Source organism: Microbispora sp. CA-102843 (genome assembly GCF_050936215.1).
In the GTDB taxonomy this organism is placed as follows: domain Bacteria; phylum Actinomycetota; class Actinomycetes; order Streptosporangiales; family Streptosporangiaceae; genus Microbispora.
This window is the reverse complement of the sequence record NZ_JBNJNF010000001.1, coordinates 9000763-9024212: the sequence shown is the minus strand read 5'-3', so window position 1 is coordinate 9024212 and position 23450 is coordinate 9000763. Positions and strand designations below refer to the sequence as shown.

Annotated in this window: 26 protein-coding genes and 1 pseudogene; 16 read left to right on the top strand and 11 right to left on the bottom strand. The window is 66.5% G+C overall.

The window, feature by feature from the left end; translation table 11 throughout:
* Positions 1 to 216: 216 nt before the first annotated feature.
* On the bottom strand, positions 217 to 1734 hold the full coding sequence (locus tag ACQEVJ_RS41995; RefSeq protein WP_433110593.1) for a recombinase family protein: 1518 nt from the start codon (positions 1732 to 1734) through the stop codon (positions 217 to 219).
* Positions 1735 to 1924: 190 nt separating this feature from the next.
* Here ACQEVJ_RS41995 and ACQEVJ_RS41990 point away from each other — a divergent pair, with 190 nt between their 5' ends.
* Genes ACQEVJ_RS41990 through ACQEVJ_RS41980 form a run of 3 tightly spaced genes read left to right on the top strand, consistent with a single transcriptional unit; the run spans position 1925 to position 2921 of the window.
* Positions 1925 to 2137 (top strand): hypothetical protein, encoded by a 213-nt coding sequence (locus tag ACQEVJ_RS41990; RefSeq protein ID WP_433110591.1) that lies wholly within the window; start codon positions 1925 to 1927, stop codon positions 2135 to 2137.
* Complete coding sequence (locus tag ACQEVJ_RS41985) at positions 2130 to 2375, top strand: hypothetical protein (protein ID WP_433110589.1); 246 nt, start codon at positions 2130 to 2132, stop codon at positions 2373 to 2375. Before ACQEVJ_RS41990 ends, ACQEVJ_RS41985 begins: the two co-directional genes overlap by 8 nt.
* A 30-nt stretch (positions 2376 to 2405) precedes the next feature.
* Positions 2406 to 2921 carry a hypothetical protein gene (locus tag ACQEVJ_RS41980; protein WP_433110587.1) on the top strand — a complete coding sequence of 172 codons (516 nt, stop codon included), beginning with the start codon at positions 2406 to 2408 and terminating at the stop codon, positions 2919 to 2921.
* A 291-nt stretch (positions 2922 to 3212) separates the two neighbouring features.
* On the opposite strand, the gene ACQEVJ_RS41975 is transcribed toward ACQEVJ_RS41980, so the two are convergent.
* The gene (locus tag ACQEVJ_RS41975; protein WP_433110585.1) at positions 3213 to 3815 is read right to left on the bottom strand and encodes a hypothetical protein; all 603 of its coding nucleotides are present in this window, start codon (positions 3813 to 3815) and stop codon (positions 3213 to 3215) included.
* Positions 3816 to 4109: 294 nt separating this feature from the next.
* Here ACQEVJ_RS41975 and ACQEVJ_RS41970 point away from each other — a divergent pair, with 294 nt between their 5' ends.
* The 4 genes from ACQEVJ_RS41970 (at position 4110) to ACQEVJ_RS41955 (ending at position 5866) form a co-directional block, all read left to right on the top strand.
* On the top strand, positions 4110 to 4418 hold the full coding sequence (locus ACQEVJ_RS41970; protein WP_433110583.1) for a type II toxin-antitoxin system prevent-host-death family antitoxin: 309 nt from the start codon (positions 4110 to 4112) through the stop codon (positions 4416 to 4418).
* Between the two features lie 3 nt (positions 4419 to 4421).
* Positions 4422 to 4940: a type II toxin-antitoxin system RelE family toxin gene (locus ACQEVJ_RS41965; protein ID WP_433110581.1), complete on the top strand. Its 519-nt coding sequence runs from the start codon at positions 4422 to 4424 to the stop codon at positions 4938 to 4940.
* Between the two features lie 258 nt (positions 4941 to 5198).
* The gene (locus tag ACQEVJ_RS41960) at positions 5199 to 5432 is read left to right on the top strand and encodes a CopG family transcriptional regulator (protein ID WP_433110579.1); all 234 of its coding nucleotides are present in this window, start codon (positions 5199 to 5201) and stop codon (positions 5430 to 5432) included.
* The gene (locus tag ACQEVJ_RS41955; protein WP_433110577.1) at positions 5429 to 5866 is read left to right on the top strand and encodes a type II toxin-antitoxin system VapC family toxin; all 438 of its coding nucleotides are present in this window, start codon (positions 5429 to 5431) and stop codon (positions 5864 to 5866) included. Before ACQEVJ_RS41960 ends, ACQEVJ_RS41955 begins: the two co-directional genes overlap by 4 nt.
* A 156-nt stretch (positions 5867 to 6022) precedes the next feature.
* On the opposite strand, the gene ACQEVJ_RS41950 is transcribed toward ACQEVJ_RS41955, so the two are convergent.
* Positions 6023 to 7363: a cellulose binding domain-containing protein gene (locus ACQEVJ_RS41950; RefSeq protein ID WP_433110575.1), complete on the bottom strand. Its 1341-nt coding sequence runs from the start codon at positions 7361 to 7363 to the stop codon at positions 6023 to 6025.
* A 1784-nt stretch (positions 7364 to 9147) separates the two neighbouring features.
* Here ACQEVJ_RS41950 and ACQEVJ_RS41945 point away from each other — a divergent pair.
* Both ACQEVJ_RS41945 and ACQEVJ_RS41940 read left to right on the top strand, forming a co-directional pair.
* Positions 9148 to 10620, top strand: a complete 1473-nt coding sequence (locus ACQEVJ_RS41945; protein WP_433110573.1) for a non-reducing end alpha-L-arabinofuranosidase family hydrolase — start codon at positions 9148 to 9150, stop codon at positions 10618 to 10620.
* A gap of 247 nt (positions 10621 to 10867) precedes the next feature.
* Positions 10868 to 11680, top strand: a pseudogene (locus tag ACQEVJ_RS41940) (IS5 family transposase).
* 190 nt (positions 11681 to 11870) lie between these two features.
* Here ACQEVJ_RS41940 and ACQEVJ_RS41935 read toward each other — a convergent pair.
* The 4 genes from ACQEVJ_RS41935 to ACQEVJ_RS41920 all read right to left on the bottom strand — a co-directional run bounded on the left by ACQEVJ_RS41935 (position 11871) and on the right by ACQEVJ_RS41920 (position 14496).
* The gene (locus ACQEVJ_RS41935; RefSeq protein ID WP_433110571.1) at positions 11871 to 11999 is read right to left on the bottom strand and encodes a hypothetical protein; all 129 of its coding nucleotides are present in this window, start codon (positions 11997 to 11999) and stop codon (positions 11871 to 11873) included.
* Between the two features lie 217 nt (positions 12000 to 12216).
* The gene (locus ACQEVJ_RS41930) at positions 12217 to 12522 is read right to left on the bottom strand and encodes a hypothetical protein (RefSeq protein WP_433110569.1); all 306 of its coding nucleotides are present in this window, start codon (positions 12520 to 12522) and stop codon (positions 12217 to 12219) included.
* Between the two features lie 946 nt (positions 12523 to 13468).
* Positions 13469 to 14104 (bottom strand): transcriptional regulator, encoded by a 636-nt coding sequence (locus ACQEVJ_RS41925; RefSeq protein WP_433110567.1) that lies wholly within the window; start codon positions 14102 to 14104, stop codon positions 13469 to 13471.
* Positions 14101 to 14496 (bottom strand): DNA-binding protein, encoded by a 396-nt coding sequence (locus tag ACQEVJ_RS41920; protein ID WP_433110565.1) that lies wholly within the window; start codon positions 14494 to 14496, stop codon positions 14101 to 14103. Before ACQEVJ_RS41920 ends, ACQEVJ_RS41925 begins: the two co-directional genes overlap by 4 nt.
* A 59-nt stretch (positions 14497 to 14555) precedes the next feature.
* Here ACQEVJ_RS41920 and ACQEVJ_RS41915 point away from each other — a divergent pair, with 59 nt between their 5' ends.
* The 4 genes from ACQEVJ_RS41915 (at position 14556) to ACQEVJ_RS41900 (ending at position 17837) form a co-directional block, all read left to right on the top strand.
* The gene (locus tag ACQEVJ_RS41915) at positions 14556 to 15803 is read left to right on the top strand and encodes a PEP/pyruvate-binding domain-containing protein (RefSeq protein ID WP_433110563.1); all 1248 of its coding nucleotides are present in this window, start codon (positions 14556 to 14558) and stop codon (positions 15801 to 15803) included.
* 235 nt (positions 15804 to 16038) lie between these two features.
* Complete coding sequence (locus tag ACQEVJ_RS41910; RefSeq protein WP_433110561.1) at positions 16039 to 16653, top strand: histidine phosphatase family protein; 615 nt, start codon at positions 16039 to 16041, stop codon at positions 16651 to 16653.
* Between the two features lie 244 nt (positions 16654 to 16897).
* The gene (locus ACQEVJ_RS41905; RefSeq protein ID WP_433110559.1) at positions 16898 to 17248 is read left to right on the top strand and encodes a sigma factor; all 351 of its coding nucleotides are present in this window, start codon (positions 16898 to 16900) and stop codon (positions 17246 to 17248) included.
* Positions 17249 to 17261: 13 nt separating this feature from the next.
* Entirely contained in the window at positions 17262 to 17837 is a 576-nt protein-coding gene (locus tag ACQEVJ_RS41900) for a hypothetical protein (RefSeq protein ID WP_433110557.1), read from the top strand.
* Positions 17838 to 17944: 107 nt separating this feature from the next.
* On the opposite strand, the gene ACQEVJ_RS41895 is transcribed toward ACQEVJ_RS41900, so the two are convergent.
* Complete coding sequence (locus tag ACQEVJ_RS41895; protein ID WP_433110555.1) at positions 17945 to 18892, bottom strand: helix-turn-helix transcriptional regulator; 948 nt, start codon at positions 18890 to 18892, stop codon at positions 17945 to 17947.
* Positions 18893 to 19457: 565 nt separating this feature from the next.
* Between ACQEVJ_RS41895 and ACQEVJ_RS41890 the strand changes: the two genes are divergently transcribed.
* Entirely contained in the window at positions 19458 to 19700 is a 243-nt protein-coding gene (locus ACQEVJ_RS41890; protein ID WP_433110553.1) for a hypothetical protein, read from the top strand.
* Between the two features lie 217 nt (positions 19701 to 19917).
* Here ACQEVJ_RS41890 and ACQEVJ_RS41885 read toward each other — a convergent pair whose 3' ends face one another.
* The gene (locus tag ACQEVJ_RS41885) at positions 19918 to 20316 is read right to left on the bottom strand and encodes a VOC family protein (protein ID WP_433110551.1); all 399 of its coding nucleotides are present in this window, start codon (positions 20314 to 20316) and stop codon (positions 19918 to 19920) included.
* A gap of 115 nt (positions 20317 to 20431) precedes the next feature.
* On the opposite strand from ACQEVJ_RS41885, the gene ACQEVJ_RS41880 reads away from it, so the two are divergent.
* Positions 20432 to 21427 carry a helix-turn-helix transcriptional regulator gene (locus ACQEVJ_RS41880; protein ID WP_433110549.1) on the top strand — a complete coding sequence of 332 codons (996 nt, stop codon included), beginning with the start codon at positions 20432 to 20434 and terminating at the stop codon, positions 21425 to 21427.
* Positions 21428 to 21434: 7 nt separating this feature from the next.
* Here ACQEVJ_RS41880 and ACQEVJ_RS41875 read toward each other — a convergent pair whose 3' ends face one another.
* On the bottom strand, positions 21435 to 22241 hold the full coding sequence (locus ACQEVJ_RS41875; RefSeq protein ID WP_433110547.1) for an alpha/beta fold hydrolase: 807 nt from the start codon (positions 22239 to 22241) through the stop codon (positions 21435 to 21437).
* A 61-nt stretch (positions 22242 to 22302) separates the two neighbouring features.
* Here ACQEVJ_RS41875 and ACQEVJ_RS41870 point away from each other — a divergent pair, with 61 nt between their 5' ends.
* A complete protein-coding gene (locus ACQEVJ_RS41870; protein ID WP_433110545.1) occupies positions 22303 to 22719 on the top strand; it encodes a MarR family winged helix-turn-helix transcriptional regulator in 417 nt (138 codons plus the stop codon).
* 99 nt (positions 22720 to 22818) lie between these two features.
* On the opposite strand, the gene ACQEVJ_RS41865 is transcribed toward ACQEVJ_RS41870, so the two are convergent.
* Complete coding sequence (locus ACQEVJ_RS41865; protein WP_433110543.1) at positions 22819 to 23358, bottom strand: C40 family peptidase; 540 nt, start codon at positions 23356 to 23358, stop codon at positions 22819 to 22821.
* Positions 23359 to 23450: the final 92 nt, after the last annotated feature.

Genomic DNA, 23450 nt, shown 5'->3' with positions numbered 1-23450 from the left:
TACCCCAGTAGGACGCGTATGCGTACCGGTCAGTTCCGCAGCCGGAATTCGCGTCACGTCCATGACGGCGTCCCAGGGCGTCCGCTGGCGTCCAGCGGCGTCCGTAGACGTCCGGCTGCTATGGGAAATGGGGGAGCGAGTTGTCGCCTGACGGTAAGGCCGGGGAGCTACCGCCGACTGCAAGACGTCCTGGACGTCTTGGGCGTTCTCGTGTCCTCAGTCCTCACGCCAGACCAGTTCAAGAAGGTCGGGATCGAAGCGCCTGCGCCCCTTACCGCTCGGGTAGATGATCACCGCATGCAGCGCCTCCCGGATGTAGGACCGCTTCAACGAGAGCGGTAGACCGCCCTCACTCTCCGACAGGAACCACCGCCGCCGTATCTCGGCCACGTCGGTAGCGGAGCGGGCCTGTCGTCGTTGAGCCGTCGCTGCGAAGCTCTGAGCGTCGGCGCGAAGGCGGGAAATGCGCTTCTCTAGGTCAGGAGCCGCCGTGAAGAACAATTCATTGCTGATATTCCCAGCCGTCCATTGGCTGCGTAGCTCTTCGAGCCGCACCTTGGCGTCTTCGTAATCCTGTTGGCCAGGCCATTCGGTAGGACCTGTAGAAGAGGACAACTGCACCTCTTCGAGTTTCGCGAGGACCGCTTCCGAGATGTAGAGGTCAACCATGTCCCCGCGTCTGCCCAGACCTCCGCAGCCGCCCACCGTCTTGGCGGGACAGATGTAGATGTGCTGCACGCAGTGCTTCTGGTGCGTGACTCGGAGGGACGCATTGCACAGAGTGCCGTCGGGTTGGGTCCGGCCACACCGGAGGAACCCGGTGAGCAGGTGGCGGGGCTCCTTGAAGTCTCGCGGAAGGATCGGGCCGAGTCGGCCGTCCCGGTAGACGAGGTGACCCTTGCGCGCGTCGAAGATGGACTTGACCGCCATCCACTGTTCAGGCGACACGATCGGCTGCCACTGCCCGACCACCGGGTTGCCCTCGGAGTCTCGTATCAACTCGCCGTTCATCTCACGCCAGCCGCAGACACGAGGGTTGGTGACCGTGATCTTCAGGGAGCGGGGAGTCCAGAGGTTGCCCAGGGAGGTCTTAACCCCATCCCGCTGCCACTGGTTCACGATGGAGTTGAGCGATCGGCCGGCGACGAGGTCGAGGATCGCCTGACGTACGAGAGGCGCCTCTTCCGGATCAAGGGTCAAGCGATCGGGCAGCCAGCCGAAGGGACGCGTTCCGCCGACGGGGAGTCCCTGCTCGGCCCGTGCCCGGTGGGAGCGGCGCATGCGGCGCTGCATCTTCCGCACTTCCATCTTGGAGATGACCGCGCCGAACAGGCCCATGCTTTCGGTGTCTTCGCTGTAGAGATCCTTCTGACCCCGCGCATCCGCGAAGACGCGGCCGTCCTGGTAGGTGATCGCTTCAACGAAGCGCTCGTAGTCACCTGGACGTCGAGCGAGGCGATCCTCAGCCACGATCACGACGCCTCGCACCTCCGCGCCGTCCGGAAGCTCGCCCGAGCGGAGCACCTTCAACATGGCCTCGAAGTCGTCGCGGACGACATCGGCCTTCGCAGCGGACTTGTCATTGTCCGTGAACTCGTGGACGACGGTCCAGCCGTACCGGGCTGCGGTCTCCCGGTTGAGCTTGTGCTGGTCCTGGACTCCGTGTTCGTCCCGCCTGACGTCGGCGGAGATGCGAGCGTAGGAGACGACGGGGATGGGGGATGGCTCAGGCAAGGCGACCTCCGCAAGAATTATTGCTCGAAGCGAAGGTCTACCACCAGCAACACCTCTTTAAGGTGCCGAACGGCTACTGCGGCATCGGCGGCACCGGCGTCTCCTGCCCCGTGGGCCTGACCGCCGGCGAAGCCTGACAGGCTTTGCAGGTCTCCCGGTGATCTCTGACGGTGACACTTAGACTCGTCCTGTGAGCGTGCAGCGTGAAGAGCTTCATCACCTGATCGACGAACTGCCGGAGGAGCAGGTCGGGCGAGTGCTCGCGCTGGTCCGCGGCAGCGTCCCCGGTCACACCTCTCGAAAGGCCGTCCTTGCGACCCTGGCCGCGGTTCAGGAGCGGATGAGCGGCGTGACCGGTGTGGATGAGGAGCTGCAAAGCCTGCGGGACGAGCTGCGTGACTGACGGATACGTCGTCGACACTGGAGTGTTCCTCCGGTGGTTCGTCGTCGATCGTGTCCAGCGAGCGGCCAGCCTGGCAGTCGACTATTCGCTGCGCATGTCCGACGCATTGTTTGTGCAGGCCGCGTTGGAGCGACAACTGCCGTTGCTTACGACCGACGTCAAGCTCAGTCGCGCGGTCAACGCTCTTGTTCCAGTCGAAGTGCTTCGAGGAGTAGCGGTCGACCCCTCGACCTCGTAACTGGCCGATCGAGGCAACCGAGGCTTATCGGTGGCCACTGACTTCCGGAGATGGGAACTAGTGGCTCGACGTACCCGGCGCGGGAGTGAGACGGAGGCGTTGGCCGCGGGTCTTACTCCCGAGGAGCGTCAGGAGCTCGCCGTCCTGGATCTCCAACGGCTGGTGGAGGAGAAGGAGGGGATGGCACCCGAATACGCTGCCCGGGCCGAGGAACCCGCCTATGGCGTTCTGTCGTCATTGAGGCTGTGGGAATCACTGATCTACGACATGGAACAGGAGTGGCCTGAGCAGGACTTTTACATGGTCTACGAGTACCTCAATGACCTCACCGTGCGGGATGGGCTGGAAGAGTACTGCGAGGTATTGAGTGGGAAGCTACGGGCCATGTTGCGCCGTGCCCTGGATCGGCTCGACGAGCGCTACCGAGCGGTGACGTATGAAGATGGCGGTGCAGAGCTGGGGCAGTACTGGAGGCCTCTTTCTGAGAGGACCGAGACCCGATGGTGGTGGACTCGCAGACCGAACGATCTACCGCCGGGCTGGTGACTCTCAGTAGCGTCTCCTCGTAGCGAGCCCGTGCACCCATTACTCCGCGGGCTCCGTCGCCGCGGAAGACCGGGCCTAGCCAGGTACTACGAGTGCACCCCAGGACCGCGTCGATGACCGGAGCAGGAGCCGCCGAGGTCTGAGGGGGCGCCACGCCACCGTCGATCGCCTGCTGCCGTGACCGTGTCACGCCGGAATCGCCGGCCGGGTCGTCCCGCGGAACGACCCGGCTCCTCGCCCAGCGGATTCCGCTGATCCCCGGGCGAGGAGGGCTTCGGCCGTCGCCCGCCTTCAGCAGACGCCGGGCAACTTACACACCTTGGTGGCCATCTTCCTGGCGTTTTTGGTCAGCCGGCCGGGGTCGTAGATTCCCTCGGTGGTCGTGTAGATCATCAAGGCGCTGCCCCTGCGCGCGACGATGCCCGTGATCGTCTCGTTCATACTGCCGTCCTGCCAGGTCTGATAACCCATGCCTATGGACTCGTCGCCCGCCTTGGCCTTACTCGTCCGCCAACGGATCTCGAGTTCGGGTGCCGACGGGTCGCCCTTGCGCGCGCACCGCTTGGCCTCGGCGCGCAGACGGGTGAACGCGGAATGGGCGGCCCGGGGGCTCTTGTAGATGACGAGCTGTTCGGAGGAGCCACCAGGTGCGCTGGTCCACTGCGTGATCGTGCGGGCTGCCGCCCGATCACGATCGACGGCACGCCGGTGCCCGCACGGGTTCAGCTCCAACGGCTCGGTGAGTTTGTCGCTGATCTTATAGCCCTTTTCTTCTGCTTCAGCGGGGCTCAGGTGCCTGCGTGCGTCGCGCTCGCTGATCAGGAAGTTCTTCGGTATCTCGATCGCGGCCGCCGGGGACAACGCCAGCAGCAAGGAGAGTGTCACGCTGATCATGATGAGTTGGATGCCGGCGGGAATGGTTTGGTTCTCGGTCTTCTCGCCGGATCGGCTCAGGCGCGAAGAGTACCCATGTCATCGCGGCCTCGGCGGCACCGGCGTCTCCTGCCCCGTGGGCCTGACCGCCGGCGAAGCCTGATCAGTCACCTGGCAGGATCGTGAGTCGTTGCCCCTTGGGAGGATGACGAGGGGCAACGATGAGATCGGATCCGCGCTGCTGACGTATGTGATCGCCTTGGCGGAATCGGGCGTCTCCTGCATTCTCTATACAGATTGCTGTACAGTAGTGGTATGACCGTGCTGCATGAAGCTGCCGAGTTGAGTGTCACAGAAGCGGCTCAGCGTGGGGTGGCGCGTCTCGTCGCTGACGCTGAGCGTGGGACTGATCTGGTGGTGACCCGTCGGCATCAGCCGGTGGCGGCGGTTGTCAGCATCCGGCGCCTGGAAGAGTTGGAGGAGGCCGCCGCCGATCTCCGGGACTTGGCGCTCGTGCTCGCACGCTCGGTCACCGACACCGGAGAGCGTGTCTCGCTCGATGACGTGCTCTCCGCTTTCGGGCACACGCGGGAGTCGCTGGCCGCGCTGCCGGACGACGAGTAGCCCGTGTCTGACGTCGTCTTCACCGCCCCGGCGGTCGATGACCTGCGGCGAATCGGTCCGGACGCCGCGCCCAAGGTGCTCAAAAAGATCCTTGTGCTGTTGGAGAATCCGGAGGCCGGCTATCCACTGGGCGGGGAGCTGACCGGCTTTCGCAAGCTCGTGGTAGGACGTAACACCTGGCGGGTCGTCTATCGAATCACGGACGACAAGTCGATCGAGATCTGCGAAGTATGGGCTGTGGGCGAAAGAGCCGATGGTGAGGTCTACGCCGAGGCCACAGCCAGGGTCCGTGCCGCCGGCAAGGGGCGTCCCGAGGTGGTGCAGCTTGGGCAGATCATCGAACGCCTGGGCGCGCTGGCCGATCACATCCGCATCGAGCAACCGCCCCCCAGGGAGCCGGTGCCGGATTGGCTCGCGGATCGTTTGATCTACACCGTCGGTATGTCGCGCGCGGACGTCGCCGCCCTCGACTTGCAGCAGGCGGTCGACCTTTGGGCTGACTTCCGGTCCAAGTCACGCTAGCGGCGAATTGTTGCCCGAAGAGAACCGCTGCCACCAGCAATACCTCTTTAAGGTGCCGAACGGCTACTGCGGCATCGGCGGCACCAGCGTCTCCTGCCCCGTCGGCCTGACAACCTCCTCTGAGGATTAGCAGGCCATGGGCCTTGGCCGTGCCGACTGGGCCGCAGCAGGAGGCCGCTCGTGTTGGCCAACTCGTCTACTGCGGTGACACCTGGCGATACCTGGGCAGTGCGATCCTCCCATTGGGAGGATTGGCGCATGGGTGAGCCATTGAGGACCGACAAGATGAGCATCACCGTGCCTGCGGACGTCGCCGCCGAACTGCGGGCCCGGGCCGGACAGGGCAACGTCTCGGCGTACGTCACCCATGCGCTGGTTCGTCAACTGGAGCGTGACCGGCTGGGGGATCTGGTGGCAGATCTTCGAGAGATCCATGGCCCGGTGACGGATGAGGAGTTGGCGGCGGCACGGGCAGAGTGGCCGAGCGCGTGAAGCAGCGGAAGCGGATACGCCCGCGCGAGCACGGTGCCCTCGTTCTCGACAACGAAGGTCTTTCGCCGGCGGCGACCGATAGGGCGATGTATGTCCGGCTTCACGCCGCGCACCTGGATGGACGGCGTGTTCTCACGTCCGCCGCCATTTTGGCCGAAGCGCTGAGAGGCACCCCAGGTGACGCGGGGGTGCATCGTGTTCTCGGTGGTGTGGTGGTCGAACCGGTCACTCGCGAGATCGGGGAACGGGCCGGCAAGCTGATCGGGGCGGCGGGAATGCCCCCTGATCGAGCTGTCGACGCCATGGTCGCGGCTACGGCATTGGCTCAAGAGGGTCCTGTCGTGATCGTCACATCCGACGTGCCGCTCGTGACCTCCCTGACGGCAGGTCACGAGCGGATACAGGTCGTTCACGTCGGCAAGATCAGCCGATAGCAACTGACCCTTTGCTACCTCTGACCATTTTGGCGGGGGAGGAGGACCTCTCACGAGCCAGTTGATCTGCGGCTTCTGGAGGGAGCGGGCCTTATACGCCGGGGAGGGCCCGGGGGTGGAGTCTGGTCGGGCGCCACCCCCGGTGATTCTTGTGGATCAGGCGATGGTGCAGGGGCTTCCGTTGAAGGTGAACGAGGTGGGCTTGGCGGCGTTGCCGGTGTGGGTGGCCTGGAAGCCGATCTGGGTGGAGGTTCCGGGTGCCAGCGACCCGTTGTAGCTGACGTTCTTCGCCGTGACCTGGCCGCTGCTCGGTGAGTAGGTGGCGTTCCACCCGTTGGTGATGGTCTGTCCGCTGGGGAGGGTGAAGGCCAGCGACCAGCCGTTGACGGCGGAGGAGCCGGTGTTGGTGATGGTGATGTCCTCGGTCAGGCCGTTGTTCCAGGCGTTGACGGTGGCGCTGACGCGGCAGGCGCCCGATCCGCCGCTGGGCGACGGAGAAGGCGATGACGACGGGGACGGGGACGGGGACGGGGAGGGCGAAGGTGAGGGAGAGGGAGACGTCGACGGACCGGACTGGAACTGTGTGAAGAACTTCCACACCTCTCCCGAAGTCCAGGTCCTGGCACCGCTGGTAGAGGTGGACCCATCGTTTGGAGAGGGGGTGTGATCTCCGTCGAACGCGGCCCACACGACCGGGTACCCGGCCCGGCACCCCGAGTAGGCGGTGATGATGTGCGTCAGGCTGCCCTGCGCAGGCTCCCGCGGGTTCATGGGGGTGCAGCCGTTGTTCGTGACGAACCTGTCACGCAGCGACCGGCCCTGGGAGATGTTGAGCACCGAGTCATGGATGCCGTGAATTCCCATGTATGCGACCGGCTGAGTGCCGCCGCTGCACCCGCTGAGCTGCGCGCCCGAGTAGACCGCGACCGCACGGAAGATCGTCGGCCGGGCACACGCGACCGCGAAGCTCATCGCGCCGCCGTAGCTCCACCCCAGGGCGAAGCGCTGCGTCGTGTCGACACAAAGATCGCCCTCGATCCGCCCCATCATGTCGTCGACGAAGGTCAGGTCTTCACCGTTGGTATTGCCCCAGCCATTGTTGATGCCCTGGGGTGCGACGAAGATAGTGCTGTTGTTCGAAAGTTGCTTGAGTCCATAGTAGGACCAGACGGCTCCGTCTGATCCGCCCGTGTCCACAAGGTCGGCGGTGCCGTTCAACCAGTGGAACGCGAAGATCAACCGGTAGGGGCGGTTGTTGTCGTAGTTGTCGGGAATCCTCAGGATCCAGGTGCGATTCTTGCCGCTGCTCGTAATCGTCTGTGTACCGCTTCTCAGTGTCGGGGCCTTGCCGCAGCCGGCGGTTGCCGCTGCGACGGCGCTAGTCGAGGACGACATGGTTACGCCGAGGCTGTCGCTGAGTGCCATGCGTCCCGTAGCCAGGACGAGAAGCGCGGCGACCGCGATAGTGGTAAAGATGGATCTCTTTCTCAACTTCACGCAACTCCCTTTGCCGTTCGAAAATGGACGCGCGTCGATAGGAAAGCCATTTTGTTTCCTCCATCTGGTGGAGCGTCCGCAGCCGACATGTGCATGCCGACCGAGCACCCTCCCCGGACGGATTCGAAAGCTGAATGAGCCCACCGTCAGTCAGTCGACCCGGAGCGGCGCGGCGACCGACCATCGTCGGCGTGTGCGCGCTTGCCCCTTCCCCGCTGCAGAAGAGCAAGGTGATTTCAGTGCCCGTTAGCGTTAACATGCGCTGCCGCGTTCTCTCCTCGGCGGTTCCGATGGAGAACGTGGGAATCTCGGAATGCGGATTCTGATCTGGTGAACACCAGATGAAGGCGGCTTGTGCCGGGCTCTCCCGATCCCAATCAGTTCCACCTGGCAGTGGAGCCGAGGACATGTTAGCGATAACAGTGACGGGGGCGGCTAAGTGCTCCTCTCTACCGGGCGACTGGAAGTGGTGGTGAAGCGGAGCAAATATGAAGTCATGAGATCTGTCAAGAATCTCGCCTTCTCCTCGAGAGTCCATCGCCTGTAACCCGTCCATTCCTTCAGTTTTGACCGGGGACGATACCGCGGCTGCCGTTGACGCCGCGATGAAACTTTCATCGTTGATGGCTATGCGCCTCCGGCGACGAGGTCGCCCGTTTTGTCTGCCGGCCCCTGTAGCGCAGTGAGATGCCATGGAAGCGCGGGCTCGTCGAGGGGATCGTGGATGTCGGCGCAGCCCTCGTCGTGGAACTCCATGGTGCCGAATGTGGGCGCCGATCTGCCCGGAGCCGGAGATTTCATAGGCTGCGGTAAAGGACCTTGGTCGTCGAGCCGAGCGTGGGTCGCGGACGCCGAGCGTGGAACCGATCTCGTGGTGACCCGTCGGCATCAGCAGGTGGCGGCGGTGGTCAGCATCCGTGGCCTGGAAGTTCCCTGCTCGCCGGGAGTGGGATGGCCAATGACTTGGCAAGGTTGCCACCGGCGTCAGCGCGCGCTCGGTTGAAAGTTTCATCACGAGCCGTCTCGCACACGGTGGGGGCCGGGCGGGTAATGCCAGATGGGTGCGTTCCAGAAGGTTGAAGCGCCACGGAGCTCTCGATCCTTCTCTTGACGCAACCCAGTGAGTCCTAGTTTGATCCGCCATTACCACCGGCATCGACACCTGTGGACGCGGCTCCTCGCGTCGCGAAAATGTGAGCGTTAACACGGCGGCCTGGGAAGGAGGATCTCCATGATCGGAGGCGGTCCGCGGCTGCGCGCCCACCTTAGCGGTATCTAGGCATGGTCGACATCGGGAGTGGCCGAACTCTTGACGCGGCCTCGCCCGGTCGTATTTGTTCCGCTGCACCATCACCTCCAAGCAGCCGAGGGAGAGGAGCCAAGGGTGCCGACATGAATGTTAGCGCTACCAAATTCGCGGTGACGGCCCACCGCGGTCCAGCCGGCGATCGGCGCAACCGCGCTTTCGCCCCTCGAGCAGCGTGATATGTACGGTGGCGCGCCGGGTGATGGGGGGCGGACTCGTCACCGCGGCCACCATCGACCTTTCCACCGCCCTTGCCGGGGGCGAGGTCTCAAAGGATGCGGCGGGTCTCGAGCTCCGCACACGAACGACAACGAACCGGGCCGTACGGAAACGATTCGCGAGCCCGTCGACCTTTTGGCGGCAGAGCTTAGGGATCCGTCCCGATCGGCCGACTATCCCTGCCCGGCCCCGTGAGACCACTGCGGTTTCCCTGGTGTGGCCCGTTTCGCCACGCCTTCACCCCAAGGAGAACGAAACAATGGATTCACCCCCCATTCGTGTGAGGAGCGGTCGGCATCGTTCGCCGGCCGGTGTCGGCGTGCGCCTCGTGGCGACGCTGGCCGCGGTGCTGACGACGGTCATGGCGGCCGCCGTGACGTGGTCGGTGCCGGCGTCGGCGGCGGTGGCGCCGCTGGTCAGTGCGGCGTCGGGGCGGTGTCTGGATGTGGCGGGCAACACCGACGCGCTGGGCACGAGCCTGCAGATCTGGGACTGCAGCGGTCAGGCGAACCAGGCGTTCGAATTCACCTCCGCGGGTGAGTTGCGCACGTTCGGCGGCACGCGGTGTGTGGACGCCTACGGCCAGGGGACCTCGCCGGGCACGAAGGTGGTCATCTGGTCCTGCAACGGCCAGGCCAACCAGAAGTGGCAGCAGAACGCCGACGGCTCCATCAGGGGGACGCAGTCGGGTCTGTGCCTGGACGTGACTGGACTCGGCACGGCCAACGGGACCCTCGTCCAACTGTGGACCTGCAACGGGCAGAGCAACCAGAAGTGGAGCACCCCCGGAGGCGGCCCGAGCCCGACGCCGACGCCAACCGGCACGTGCGCTCTTCCGTCGTCGTACCGCTGGACATCGACGGGCCCGCTGGCGAACCCGAAGTCGGGGTGGGTCTCGCTCAAGGACTTCACCAACGTCGTCTACAACGGCAAGCATCTCGTCTATGCGACGACGCACGACACGGGAACGAGCTGGGGTTCGATGAACTTCGGCCTCTTCACGAACTGGTCCGACATGGCCTCGGCCGGCCAGAACACGATGTCTTTCTCCACTGTCGCGCCTACGCTTTTCTACTTCGCCCCGAAGAACATCTGGGTGCTGGCCTACCAGTGGGGCGGGACCGCTTTCTCCTACAGGACGTCGAGCGACCCCACTAATCCGAATGGCTGGTCATCGCAGCAGGTGCTCTTCTCCGGAAGCATCTCCGGCTCCGGAACAGGACCCATCGACCAGACACTCATCGGTGACAGCACGAACATGTATCTGTTCTTCGCCGGGGACAACGGCAAGATCTACCGGGCCAGTATGCCTATCGGGAATTTCCCCGGCAGTTTTGGCTCGACATCGACGGTGGTCATGAGCGACACGACGAACAACCTGTTCGAAGGGGTTGAGGTCTACAAGCTCCAGGGCCAGAACAAGTACCTCATGCTCGTCGAGGCGATCGGCTCGCAGGGTCGCTACTTCCGCTCGTTCACGGCCACCAGTCTGGACGGTTCGTGGACGCCGCAGGCCGCGACCGAGAGCAATCCCTTCGCCGGCAAGGCCAACAGCGGCGCCACCTGGACCAACGACATCAGCCACGGCGATCTGGTTCGCAGCAACCCCGATCAGACCAAGACCGTTGACCCCTGCAATCTGCAGTTGCTCTACCAGGGACGTAGCCCCAGCTCCGGCGGCGACTACGGCCTTCTGCCCTACCGGCCGGGTGTGCTGACACTGCAGCGCTGATGGCGTGACGCGGGTCCGGCTCGGGTGTTCCTGACGTTCGACGCGAAGGCGTATGTGAGCCTCATCAGGGAGCGCGATCAAGGACCGGGTGGAGCTGGAGCGGCGGGCTCGGTGCAAGACCGAGCCCGCCGCGGTCATGCAGAGAGGTAGTGCAGCTTGGCCGGGTCAACGGACGCTTAGAGCGCCTAACAGAATGATCTCCGTTGTGGTTTGATCTCTCGCTGTAACAAGGCGAGAGGGGTGACAAGTGGCGCGGCACAAGCCGTGGGAGGTCAGCGACGAGTTATGGGCGGTCATCGAGCCGTTGCTGCCGAAACACCAGCGCCGGATCCGCCACCCGGGGCGGAAACGCCTGGATGACCGCCTGGTCTTGCAGGGCATCCTGTTCGTCCTGCACACCGGGATCGCCTGGGAGCACCTGCCGCAGGAGCTGGGCTACGGCTCGGGCATGACCTGCTGGCGACGCCTGGCCGAATGGCAGAAGACCGGGGTCTGGCAACGCCTGCACGAGACACTGCTCGATCGCCTCCGGGCAGCCGACGCACTCGACTTCTCCCGCGCTGCCGTGGACTCCTCCCACGTCAGAGCGCTAAAGGGGGGCGCAGACCGGCCCGAGCCCTGTCGACCGAGGTCGGTCAGGCAGCAAGCACCACCTGATCACCGACGCCAATGGCATCCCTCTCGCCGTCATCGTGACCGGCGGCAACCGCAACGATGTCACCCAGTTGGTGCCGCTGCTGGAGGCCATCCCGCCTGTGCGGGGTAAGCGTGGCTGGCCCGGCGACGGCCCGATGTGGTGCTGGGAGACCGGGGCTACGACCACGACAAGTACCGCAGGCTCGTCCGGGCGTTGGGCGTCCGCCCGCTGATCGCCCGCCGGGGCACCGAGCATGGCTCTGGCCTGGGCAAACAGAGCTGGGTTGTCGAGCAGGCCTTCGCTCTGCTGCATCACTTCCGACGACTTCGGATCCGCTGGGAGGTCCGCGTGGACATCCACCAGGCCTTCCTCAGCCTCGGCTGCGCCCTGATCTGCTGGCGGCGCCTCAACTCATTGCGTTAGCAGCTCTTAGCGCGCTGCGGCGCCCGCAGGCTCCTCTCCGTCTTCGATTTTCCCGATGGAAATCTCCCATCCCCAGGAATCGGTGATGCAACGTCAACCGGAACGGAACCGGAACAGAAGGGCTCGGCACCGTGATCGGTGCCGGGCCCTTCTGTGCTGGTGGGGGACGACGATGGCGCCTGCGCTGTCGTCAGTTCGCCTGCTCCACGTAGTGCTCGTGCTCCCACGCTTCCACGTCGGCGACCTTGTACCGGACGTGCTTGCCGAACTTCATGAAGCGGGGGCCACCGCCGCGACTGTTCCACGCGTAGACGGACATGAGGGGGACCCCAAGCGATCTGCAAGCTCCTTCGTCGGGTCTTGTACGCCAGCCTGCAGCGAGAGGAGGTGACATGGGCGGGATGACTCGCAGGGTGCAAATGACCACGGCGTTGAGCCTGGGGCTCAATCGGGGTGGATTTAGCGTTTTGGGCCTGCTGGCGCTGGGCTCCACCATGGCGGGCAACCTCGGCGGGGGCCGATCTGTTGAACCTTGATCAGTCGACGCACATCGCGTCGTGGGTGGACCGGTAGGCCCAGGTGCCGCCGCCCGGCGAAATATAGGTCGGATACGTGTTATACGTGCCAGGGGTGCAGTCGTGGCCGTCCGCGAGGACGGCCTGCCGGGCCCGCTGTTCGGCCAACGCGTACCCGGCCGCTGCGGTGCTGCCTGCCCCCAGAGCAGTGGCGCTGCGGGGAACGTTATAGCCGTCAGCGTGTGCGGCCACGGGCGAGGTGGTTAGGCCGACCGCCACCACCACTGAGACGAGGCCGAGCCGGCGGAGCGAAGTGGCTTTTCGCATGCTTCTCCTTATGCGGGACGGGCAGGTGATCGATCAACATTGATTTAGCCCGAATCGATACAGGGCGATATTGACCAATTGGCCACAAGAATCTGGCGACTGTTGTCCTCATGATGGAGCATGGCTAATACGGCAGCCGCCATTTGCAGGGTGAGCTGGGACAATGCGCCCCACTCTGATCGATCTTGTGCCGGGAATGCGGCACAACGAGAGCAGCCACTCATGATCATGTGTGTGAAAATTACAAGATTGGGAGCGGCTGCTGCCCTGATCGTCGAGGCAGCGCGGGTGCAGGGGGACCTCGAGGAACTGATGAGCGCACTGGCGTCGGAGTTCGTCAGGGTCGAGTCCCGGTTGCAAGCCGCGCTGATCGGCTCGCGGCAGTGGATCCCCGCCGAGCAGATCGGCGACCCCGTCAAGGCGATCATCACCGGCGGCGCAATGTGGTGGGGATCCAGTGACGCCCGGAGGGGGTCTTCACATCCCGATGCTCGAAGTCCTTGCAGACACTGGCCAGTTCTACACCGTCGGTATGTCTCGCGAGGACGTCGCCGCCCTCGACTTGCAGCAGGCGGTCGACCTCTGGGCTGACTTCCGCTCCAGGCCACGCTAGCCGCGAAGTCCACCAGCAGTACCTGTTCCGTAACCCCAGCGGCTACTGCGGCCTCGGCGGTACTGCTGTCAACGCAGGTGACCCTTCGGCATGGTGTCCGACGGGCCTGAAGATCTCTTCTGACGAGTGGATGCAGCAGGGTGCTTGCACTGCCCTGCACGCCTCTCTTTAGCTGCTGTCCCGTCTGCCGTCGCCACCTGTAGGGGAGCCGGGGCCAAGGTGGAACCCTCTTGCCGGAGGAACGACCTGGGCATCGGGGCCCTGCAACGGCAGAGCCGGCTGGATGCCTTCCGCGAATGCGGCGTTGTTCGCCTTCTTCGCCGGGATGGCGGGTCAGGGTTCCGCGTGCCGGTCGAGGCCGAGCGTGGCGATGAGGTCTTCGTGGAGCTCGAACCAGACACGATGGCAGGAGTCCACGTCGGTGCGGTCGACCCAGGCGCCCTCCCCGGCTCGGGCGCGCGCCAGAGCTGTGGTGAATCGTGTGTCATATCCGCGGAACCGCGTGAGGACGCGACCGAGCCGGTCCGCGAGTGGCGTGAGTGCCCGGTCGACGCAGGCGAGCTCATGGAGCACTCCGGCGTCCCAGGCGGGATCGGAGTGGTCGTTGACGGCGAGCCGATCGCCGGCGGTGGGCCGGAGTTGCCAGTCGGTGCAGGCTTGTAGCAGGAGAGCGTTCAGCGGGAGGAACCTGCGGTAGACGTCTCGGACCTCGTCGGCGGCGTCGGCGAGTGTGAGCTCGGCCGCGAGCCGGCGCTCGTTCTCGGCCCGGCCCGGTTCGGTCAACGACCAGCCTCCGGCGCCGGCGAAGGCGGTGTGCTCAACCCAGCCACGTGTCTCGGCGTCGCGCAGCATCTCTTTCGTCGTGGCCGCATCGAGCCCGTACCGATGAGCGATCACCGGGGTGTCCGCGAACCCGGTGATGCGCACGGCGTGCAGGACCAGGAGGCCGGGCGGAGAGTCGCGCGTCACGAGCCGGCCTCCTGTCGCGCCGCCAGGCGGGTGTAGTGCTGCTGGCACGCCTGCGGGGAGTTGAACCCCATCACGTGCGCCATCTGCGCCCAGGTCAGACCTGCGCTCCGGGCGATGAACAGCAGGGCGGATTCGAGTCCTTCGACCTCGGCTCGTGCGGCGGGCAAGAGGGCGAGCGCGCTCAGGATGTCCTCCGGGTCCAGGTCGGCGTTGCGCCAGACGGCGAACTGCACAAGGTCGACCGCCGACGGCGGGACGGGCGGGGGTCGCCACGGACGGGCGTCGAGCGCATCCGCGCCCAGGTCCAGAAGACGCTCACGCGCGTCCCGCTCACGCTGGGCTTGGACGTGGTCAGCGTGCTCCCTGTGAGCGATGTCGTCCTTGCGTCGCATGCGTCTCAGGATGCACAATCAACAAATTGTTGTCAATCTTCTGTTGAAGGGCGGAGTGGATGATCGTACCCCTCATGGAGGCTGTCGCCGATACCTGCGGGGGCAAGGCCGGCGCACTCGGCGCGTTGCTCCGTGCGGGTCTGCCGGTTCCTGACGGCTTCGTCGTCTCGTTCGCCGCCTACCTCGCCGCTGTCCACGACCTGGACCTCGGGCGGTTCGCCGGCGAGTCGGACGATGTTGATGCGGCGCGGCAGGCGATTGAGGCCCGCCCGGTCCACGCCGCCGTGATCGATGCGCTGGGACGCGCGCTCGACAAGCTCGGCGATCCGCCCGTGGCGGTGAGATCATCGGCAGCAAAGGAAGACACCGGTCAGGCATCGGCGGCCGGTCAGCATGAGAGCTTCCTCGCCGTGCACGGAGTCAGTGAGGTCGCCAAGGCCGTACGTGCCTGCTGGGCCTCGCTGTTCTCCCCGCGTGCCATCGCCTACCGGGCTGCCTCCGGCCGTGACGACCAACCGTCCGACGATCTTTTGATGGCCGTCATCGTCCAACGCCATCTGGACGCCGAGGTATCCGGGGTCATGTTCACACCCGCGGACCCGAACGACGCGACCCGGATCGAGGCGTCCTGGGGCCTCGGCCCCAGCATCGTCGAGGGCAAGGTCACCCCTGACGCCTACCGCGTTTCCGAGGACGGCGCAGTCACCCGCACCGTCGCAGACAAACAGAAGCGCCTTGACCGGCACGGCACGCAGCTCGTCATCCGCGACGTGCCGACCGCTACCCGGAACCAGCCGACGGTCGACGACGCGACCGCCACGCAGCTGGCCAAGCTGGGCAAACAGATTGCTGCCGTACTCGGTGGCCCGCAGGACATCGAGTGGGCGATCGCCGACGGCCGCACGTGGATTCTGCAAGCACGGCCGGTCACCGCCGCACCCCCACCACCGGCATCTCCTTCCGGCGCCTCGGACATCACAGCCGCCACACTCACCGGAACGCCGGGCAGCCACGGGACCGTGACCGGCACCGCGAGGATCGTCCGTGGTTTCGGCGACTTCGCGCGCGTGCGCCCGGGCGACATCCTCGTCTGCCCCTTCACCGACCCTGCTTGGACGCCGCTGCTGCGCATCGCCGCCGGCGTCGTCACCGAAACCGGAGGCGTGCTCTCCCACGCCGCGATCGTCGCTCGAGAGCACGCCATTCCCGCCGTCCTCGGCATCCCGAACGCGACGAGCAGGCTCCGCGACGACACCGTCATCACCATCGACGGCACCACCGGCACCGTCACGGCGACAAACGCGTGATTGATCGCTTCCGTCCCCGGCCGGGAGTCATTGCCAGAATCGCACGCCGCCGACGTGGCAACAGTGCCGGCAGCCGCAACGGCATGGCCCCCGCCTCGTTCGCTGACGATGATCGCACCGCCTGGCCGCGCACCGCCAAGCCGACTCCATCCAAGCGCCCCGCCGCCGAACTCACACGTACCGACCAAAAGGAGACGGGAAACGGGCCTGCACGGGACCCCGACCCTAACTACGCATGACAACTCGACGCCTCTACCTTGCACGCCACGGCGCGGCCGACGCGTTTGGGGAACTCACCGCCACCGGGCGCCGGCAGGCAGGCCTGCTGGGCGAACGGCTCGCCGGCGTACCGGTCGACGCCGTGTGGCACTCTCCGCTACCACGTGCCGTAGCAAGCGCGCACGAACTCGCCCGTCATCTACCGAACGTGCCCGTAACCGAGGCCGCCGAACTCGTCGACCACGTGCCCTACGTTCCCAGCGCGGCCGAAACGCCCCCGTCCTGGGCCGGCTTCTTCGACGGCTACGACGACACCGAGGCGGCCTCGGGCCAGAGGCTGGCCGAGGCCCTGGTCGCCCGGTTCGCGAAGGCCCCCGACACAACCGCGAAAGGGGCCCAGCCCGACACACACGAGGTCCTGGTGACGCACGCCTACCCGCTCGCGTGGCTGGTGCGGCACGCACTGGACGCGCCGCCATCCCGGTGGCTCGGGTTGAACAGCGCCAACACCGCACTGACGGTCATCGAGTACCGCAACGGCCTGCCGCCCACGATCGTGATGTTCAACGACATGAGCCACCTCCCACCCGACCTACGCTGGACCGGATTCCCCGAAGGCGTCAGGCCGTGAGGTAGCTCCTGCTGTCCGTACGCGCCTCTTTCGGCTACGTAACGCAAACCGCTGATTCTTCGAGACCCCTGTAGGCCGGGGCCAGTGTCAGGCCTGCTCCGGGGTCTCGTTCGCTGTGGTGGCCACGAAGGTCCCCTTGCCCGGGTGGTCACCGCCGTCCTCGCGGAAATCGCGGGCTTCTCGTCAACCTGGGGTGGACCTCAGGGAGTGTCGGGGGGGGGGGTTCCCGACGAGAGGAGACCGGGTGGACGCGGATTTCGTGGAATTCGTGCGGCGCCGGGGTGACCACCATCTGAAAACGGCGGTGCTGCTCACGGGAGATTGGCACACGGCTCAGGATTTGGTGCAGTCCGGCCTCGGCAAGTTGTCCAGGGTGTGGCACCGGCTGGACACCAGCAGCGACCCGGACGCCTACCTGCGGCGCATCCTGGTGAACACCCATCGATCCTGGTGGCGGGCCCGGTGGCGGCGTGAGATCCCGCGCGCTGATCTTCCCGATCTCCCGGGCCCGGGTGATGTGCGAGAGACGAGGGCGGCGGCCGAGGTTCCGCATCCACATCGAAGCTGGCGGCAGGACGTGGGAGGGCGCCTTTGATCCCGTCCGCCACATGGGCGTCATGACGGAGGAGGGGGACGCGTCCGAGACCCGGTTCGTCGGCGACCAGACGTACGTGAAGCCGCGCGGCGAGACGAAGTGGCGCGTCCGGTCGGGTGGCAACACGGGACTGGACAGCGCGCCCGCGGCCGTCCTCCTGGTGAAGCTCGCCCCGCAGGATCCGCAGGCGGCCCTCCAGCGACTCCGCTCGGCCACTGACGTCCGTGAGGACGGCCCGGCCTCCGGCCCCGGTTGGAACGGGCAGCGGTTCGCCTTCTCCCTGGAAGGCCGGCAAAGCCCAGCCGCCAGGGGCGAGCCCGCAGCAGCCTCGGGCACGGTGGATGTGGACGACCAGGGCCGGGTTCGGCGGTTGGAGGTCACCTTCGCCGACAACGGCCACCGCAACGTCATGGACATCGGTGACTACGGTATCCCTGTGACGGTCAGCGCTCCGCCCGCCGACGATGTGGCGTCGAAGCCGCTGGGCGACCCGCCGGCGGTCAAGCCGGGGGACCCCGGCCAGCCGGTGGTCAAGCCGACACGTGATCCAAATGAGCCGGCCAAGACGCCGACGGCCACGGATTCCTGATCGACTTTCACCTGGGCCGGGGCGATGCCGCTAGAAAGTCCGCCTCGTACGGGGTGTAGGGGCTGAATCATTGCCTCAGCGATACGACTACCACCAGCAATACGTCTTCAAGGTGCCAAACGGCTACTGCGGCCTCGGCGGTACCGGTCGCCTGCCGCGTCGGCGAGGTGCGAGGCAGGTGAGGGTGCGGCGTGAGGCTCTGGCTCACGGTCCTCGCCGGCGTCTGCGATGACTTTCAGGAGGCGTAGCCGCTCCTCATGCCCGGCCTTGGGGGTGAACACGATCATCAGTGGTCCGGGTGGGGGCTGCAGCGGATAGGCGTCCCATTCAACGGCGATGTCACCGACGCGCGGGTGCCGGATGGTCTTGGTGCCGTGGACGACTTCCCTGACGTCGTGCCGTGCCCACAGCCGACGGAACTCCGGGCTGCTGATGCTCAGTTCACTCACGACCGCGACCGCCCGTGGATGATCGGGATCGGTGGAGACGGCGGCACGCAGTATGCCGATGTAGTCCAACGCCATGGCTTCCCAGCCCGGGCACCGCAGCCGGAACTCCTCCTCATGAAACAGCGTGAGGAGCACGTTGCGCCGGTCCGGCGGAAGCTCGCGGGGATCGCCCAGCAGCGCCGCGGCCAGATTGTTCCATGCGAGCATGTCGAGGTGCCGGGTGGCCACGAACGCCGGCAGGTCTATCGCCGCCAGCAGCAGCCTGGTGTTCCTCGGCACCCGGTCCGCTGCACGAGGGGCCGGCAGTCGTGGCCTGCGCGCCAACTGCGCCAGCCTCATCAGGTGACGTCGTTCCACCTCGTCCAGACCGAGCGCGTCGGCGATCGAGTCCAGTGTCGCGTCGGAGGGACGCACGTTCCTGCCCTGTTCCAGGCGTTGGTAGTAGTCGGTGCTCAGCCCGGCCAGAGCAGCGACCTCCTCGCGCCGAAGTCCCTCGACCTTCCGCCTCGGGCCGGGCTCCAGCCCGAGGTCCTGCGGAGTCGTCCTCTCGCGCCGAGAGCGTAGGAACATTCCGAGCTCCCGGGCTGCCGCCCGCTCGTTGCCCATGATTGAAGTTTGCATTACCACCGCGCCGCGATGGCGGCTCCACCACACCCAAGGTTCCCGGAATGCTCACCTCCGATGTCCTCCTCCTGGCGTCTTCGGCCATGAACCCGTGGAACACATCGGGACGGACATGCTCGGCCCGCTTCACGCTCACCGGGCTGCTGCTTCCGATGATCACGCGCTCCACCAGGTGGTCCCGGGCCGTCTCGCTCAGTTCCATCGGCCACAAGGCCGCCCGGCCGACTTCGACGACCTGATGTCCGAGTGCCGCTACGACGCGTCCTCGGCGTACGGAGCCGCCAAGCTCGCCAAAACGATTTCCTGCAACACCGCTGAAACGTTCACCGAGGTCCGCGCTCCACCCCAAGCCGTCGACCACGGAACGACCCCTGCGCCTTCAGGCTGCCGCCATAGCGCAGAACCACAGCCTCTTGGTGGGCATGCCAAACCCAGGTTCAGAAGATCCAGGGAGCCCTCCGCCGCCGACCCTACCGTCGGCGGTACGACATCAACTCGCCGTGGGCTCCGGATCCGCCCCCAGCACCCGATCGATGGGAGTCGAACCGTGAAAATCAGAATGCGCATCGCCGTCGTCGCGGCCGTCGTCGCCTCCAGCGCCGGCCTGCTCGCCGTCCCCGCACAGGCGGCAACGCTGATCAGCAGCTTCCCGAACAGTGAGTACGGCAGGCTCTTCTGCAGTGCCGTGGAAGGTTACTTCGAGGAAACGAGAGCCGAGACGGAAGGGCACTCCGGGGACTGGTACTACTGCGAGCAGACACCCAGTGGGTGGTACCTCTACGAACGCTGAGTTGTCCCTGTCCTTCCGGCGGACCTGTGGGTCACACGGATACGCGCTCGGCGGCACCGGCGTCTTCTGCTCGGTGGGCCTTGTTGCCGGCGAAGCCCGCAGTTCTACGCGCCGCGATCGGGTGAGGGCCGGTCTCTGGAGAGAGCGCGGGCAGTGGGAGCACCGAGATCGCTGGAGTCCCGGAGCTCCCATCCAGAGGCGCCTGGCCGCGTTGTCGTCAGCGGGCGAACTTCTCGATGGCGGCCGGGCTGACGGGGGTGAAGAAGTTGACGAGGTTGCCGTCGGGGTCGCGGAACAGGAGCGATCGGTTGCCCCAAGGCATCGTGGTGGGCTCTGTGACGAACTCCTCGACGAAGCCGACCAGGTTCTGATGCACGCGGTCCACGTCGTCGACGAGGAACTCGACGATCACGGTGCGGTTGTCGGCCGGACGGGCGGCGCCAGGTGCGAAGAGCGGGACGGTGCGGGTGCTGCCGATCGCGAGGGTGGCGGAGGTGGTCCTGAGCTCGGCGAAGTCCTCGCTGGACCAACTGGCCCGCACTCCCGTGGCTCGCTCGTAGAAGCCGACGAGGCGCGCGACGTCGCCCGTGATGATGCGGATCGATACGAAGTCCATGGTGATCTCCCTGGTGCGTGGGGTCGTTCTCCAGCGGCACACTAGGACGGATACCGGACAGAAACCGCCCAGTATTCTCACTAAATTGTGTGACGTGGCTCGACCTACTCATCGCGTGCTCACGCTGTTGGAGCTCCTGCAGTCGGGCGGTATTCGGACGATGGCCGAACTCGCCGACCGGCTCGGCGTCGACGAGCGCACCGTGCGGCGATACGTGGACCATCTGATCGACCTCGACGTGCCCGTCGAGTCGGTGCGCGGCCGCTACGGCGGGTACCGGCTCGCTCCCGGATACCGCATGCCTCCGCTCATGCTGAGCGACGACGAAGCGCTCGCCGTGCTGCTCGGCCTGGTCGCCGGACGCCGGGCAGGGTTGATGACGGCGACGGGCACGGCGAGTGAGACGGCGGCGGCCAAGATCCGGCGGGTCCTGCCCGAGCGGCTCGCTCGCAGGCTCGACACCGTGCTCGAATCCCTCGCCTTCACGGCTCCGCCCGGCGAGTTCGCCGCCCCGGAGACCACGGTCCTGCTGTCCGTCGCCGACGCGGTGCGCCATCGCCGGCCGATTTCGATCAGATACACCGCCGCCGACGGCCGGCGCAGCGAACGCACGCTGCATCCGTACGGGCTCGTCGCCCATTCGGGCCGGTGGTACGTCACGGGTGAGGATCCCGAGATCGGCGAGGATCGGACCTTCCGGCTGGATCGCATCGCGGACGCGAGGACCCTGCCCGGTTCGTTCGAGCCGCCCGCCGGGCTCGACGCGGCGCAGCACGTCTTGTCAGGGTTCGCCAAGGCTCCGTACCGGCATGAAGTGGTCCTGCGGATCCAGGGGACGGTCGAGCAGATCCGCGCCCGGCTTCCCGCCGGCGTCGCGACTGTGGAGGAGTCCCCGTCCGTGGGAGGCGCGGATCCCGAGACCGAGGGCTGGCTCCGCGTCGAGTTGCGAGCGGAGCGGCTCGACTGGTTGCCTCCGGTGCTCGCGTCGCTCGACCTGCCGTTCGTCATCGAGCGACCGGACGAGCTCCGCGGCCTTGTCGTCGCGCTCGCGGACCGGCTCGCGGCCTCCGCCCGCAGGGTCCCGCCCGCGCCGGGCACAGTCGTTGGCTGAAGCGCCCCTACTCGCGGCCGCCCACCGCGATCCCCGGGGAATCGGCCGCGGCTGCGTGCAGATAGTGGTCGATCGCGGCGAAGGTGGCCGCCGGCTGTTCGATGTGCGGCAGATGGCCGGCTTCCGGGATCACCTGCAGCCGGCCGTTCCCGAAGGCGTCGGCGTAGGCGGCTCCGTAGGCGGGGGTGACGATCCGGTCGCTTTCTCCCCACAGCAGGAGAGCGGGTACGTCGACGTGTCTCAGCCGGCGGAGCAGCTTGGGGTCGTGCATGTAGGGGTCGTTCGCCAGCGTGCGCATGGTGGCCATGTCGGCTGCCCGGCGCGCGAGTTGGTCGGCGGGGATGCCGGCCGGGTCGGCGTAGAAACGCTGCGAGTCGTGCCAGGCGTACTCGGCGACGCCGCGGGCGTCGAGGGAGAAGAAGTCGCGGATCGGCTCCCCGGGGATGTGCACGCCGACGGCGTCGACCAGCACCAGCCCGGTGATGATCCCCGCGGTGTCGCGTACGGCCATCTCGGCGGCGGTCCAGCCGCCGAGGGAGGAACCGACGACGAGGACGTCGCGCAGTCGCAGGCGATGCAGGCAGTGCAGGTAGGCCAGCGCGAGGTCGTCTATGCCGGTGAGCCATGGGGGGCGGTGGGTGCCGTCCCAGCCGGGGTGCGCAGGCGTGATGGTGTGTGTCGTCCGGGCAAGGTGCTGGGCGAGCCCGGAGACCGTGGCGGGGCCGCCGCCGCCGTGCAGGATCAGGGCCGGTCTGCCGGTTCCGGCCTCCGACACGGCGAGGGACAGGTCGTCATAGAGCGGGATGGTGTTCATGGACGCAGCATAACTAAGGATGTTTATTTAAACTACCTTAGTCTTGCACTAAACTCATGCCGTGCATGGCGATCTGCAAGTACTCGGACGAGCGGTCAAGCAGGCCCAGTATCGGCAGCACCGGGCCCTCGAGGGCGGGCTGTCGGCGATCGGCGCGACGCTGGCCCAGTGGGATGCCCTCCGGGCGATCAGCCGCTCTCCCGGGGCGTCGGCCCGGGAGCTGGCCGCGGCGACCTTCCAGTCCGAGCAGGCATTCGGAACCCTCGCCGGTCGGCTGGTGGCCCAGGGATGGATCGAGCGCAGGCCCGGGCGCGGCCGGCGCATCGAGCACCATCTCACCCCCTCCGGCGAGCAGATCCTGGACGCCGGGCACAAGGTCGCCGACGAGGTGCTCGCCAGGTGCTACACCGCCTTGTCGGACGCGGACCGCGGGACCCTGCTGGCCCTGCTCCAGCGCCTCATCGCGGAGGACGCGTAGTCCGTCAGGGTCCGGCGAACCGGCCGGACCCGGCGGAGATGCCCCTGGCGCTGGCAGGCGTCAGGACATCTCCGCCGAGGATGTCTCCATGGCTCAGAGTCAGACGCCGGGGCGCACGGCGGTGAGGAAGCTGCTCCTCCAGTAACCGTTGAGCTTGTCGACACTGACCACCGCGCCGCTGTGGGGAGCGCTGATCACCTTCTTGTGCCCCATGTACATGCCCACGTGCCCGCCGCCACTGGTGAAGATGAGGTCGCCAGGCTTGAGATGCGCCAGGGAGACCCTCTTCTTGACGGCGCTGAGCATGGACCACGTCGTCCGCGGGAGCTTGACGCCGGCCTTGCGCCAGGCGAACTGGACCAGCCCGGAGCAGTCGAATGCCCGTGGGCCCGTGGCACCCCACACGTACGGATCGCCGAGGTGCTTCTTCGCCACCTCGATGGCGTGCTCGGCCTTCTCCTGCTGGAGAGCGGACTTGGTGAGCTTCGTGTTCGCGGAGTCATCCGCCGTGGACGCCGCGGGGGCCTCGCCGTTGTACGGGGTGGTCACCGTAACGGGGGGCTCCGGCGGGATGACCGTCGAGGCGAGGGGTGGGGCTGTCACCTTTCCCGTCGCGGCGGCCGCGGGGAGTGCGCTCAATGCTCCTACAGAGGCAGTGAGAGCGGCGCTACTGATTGTGACGCAGGCAATGCGGAGCAGAGTGGTGGAGTTGGTAGACAGGGGATCTCTCC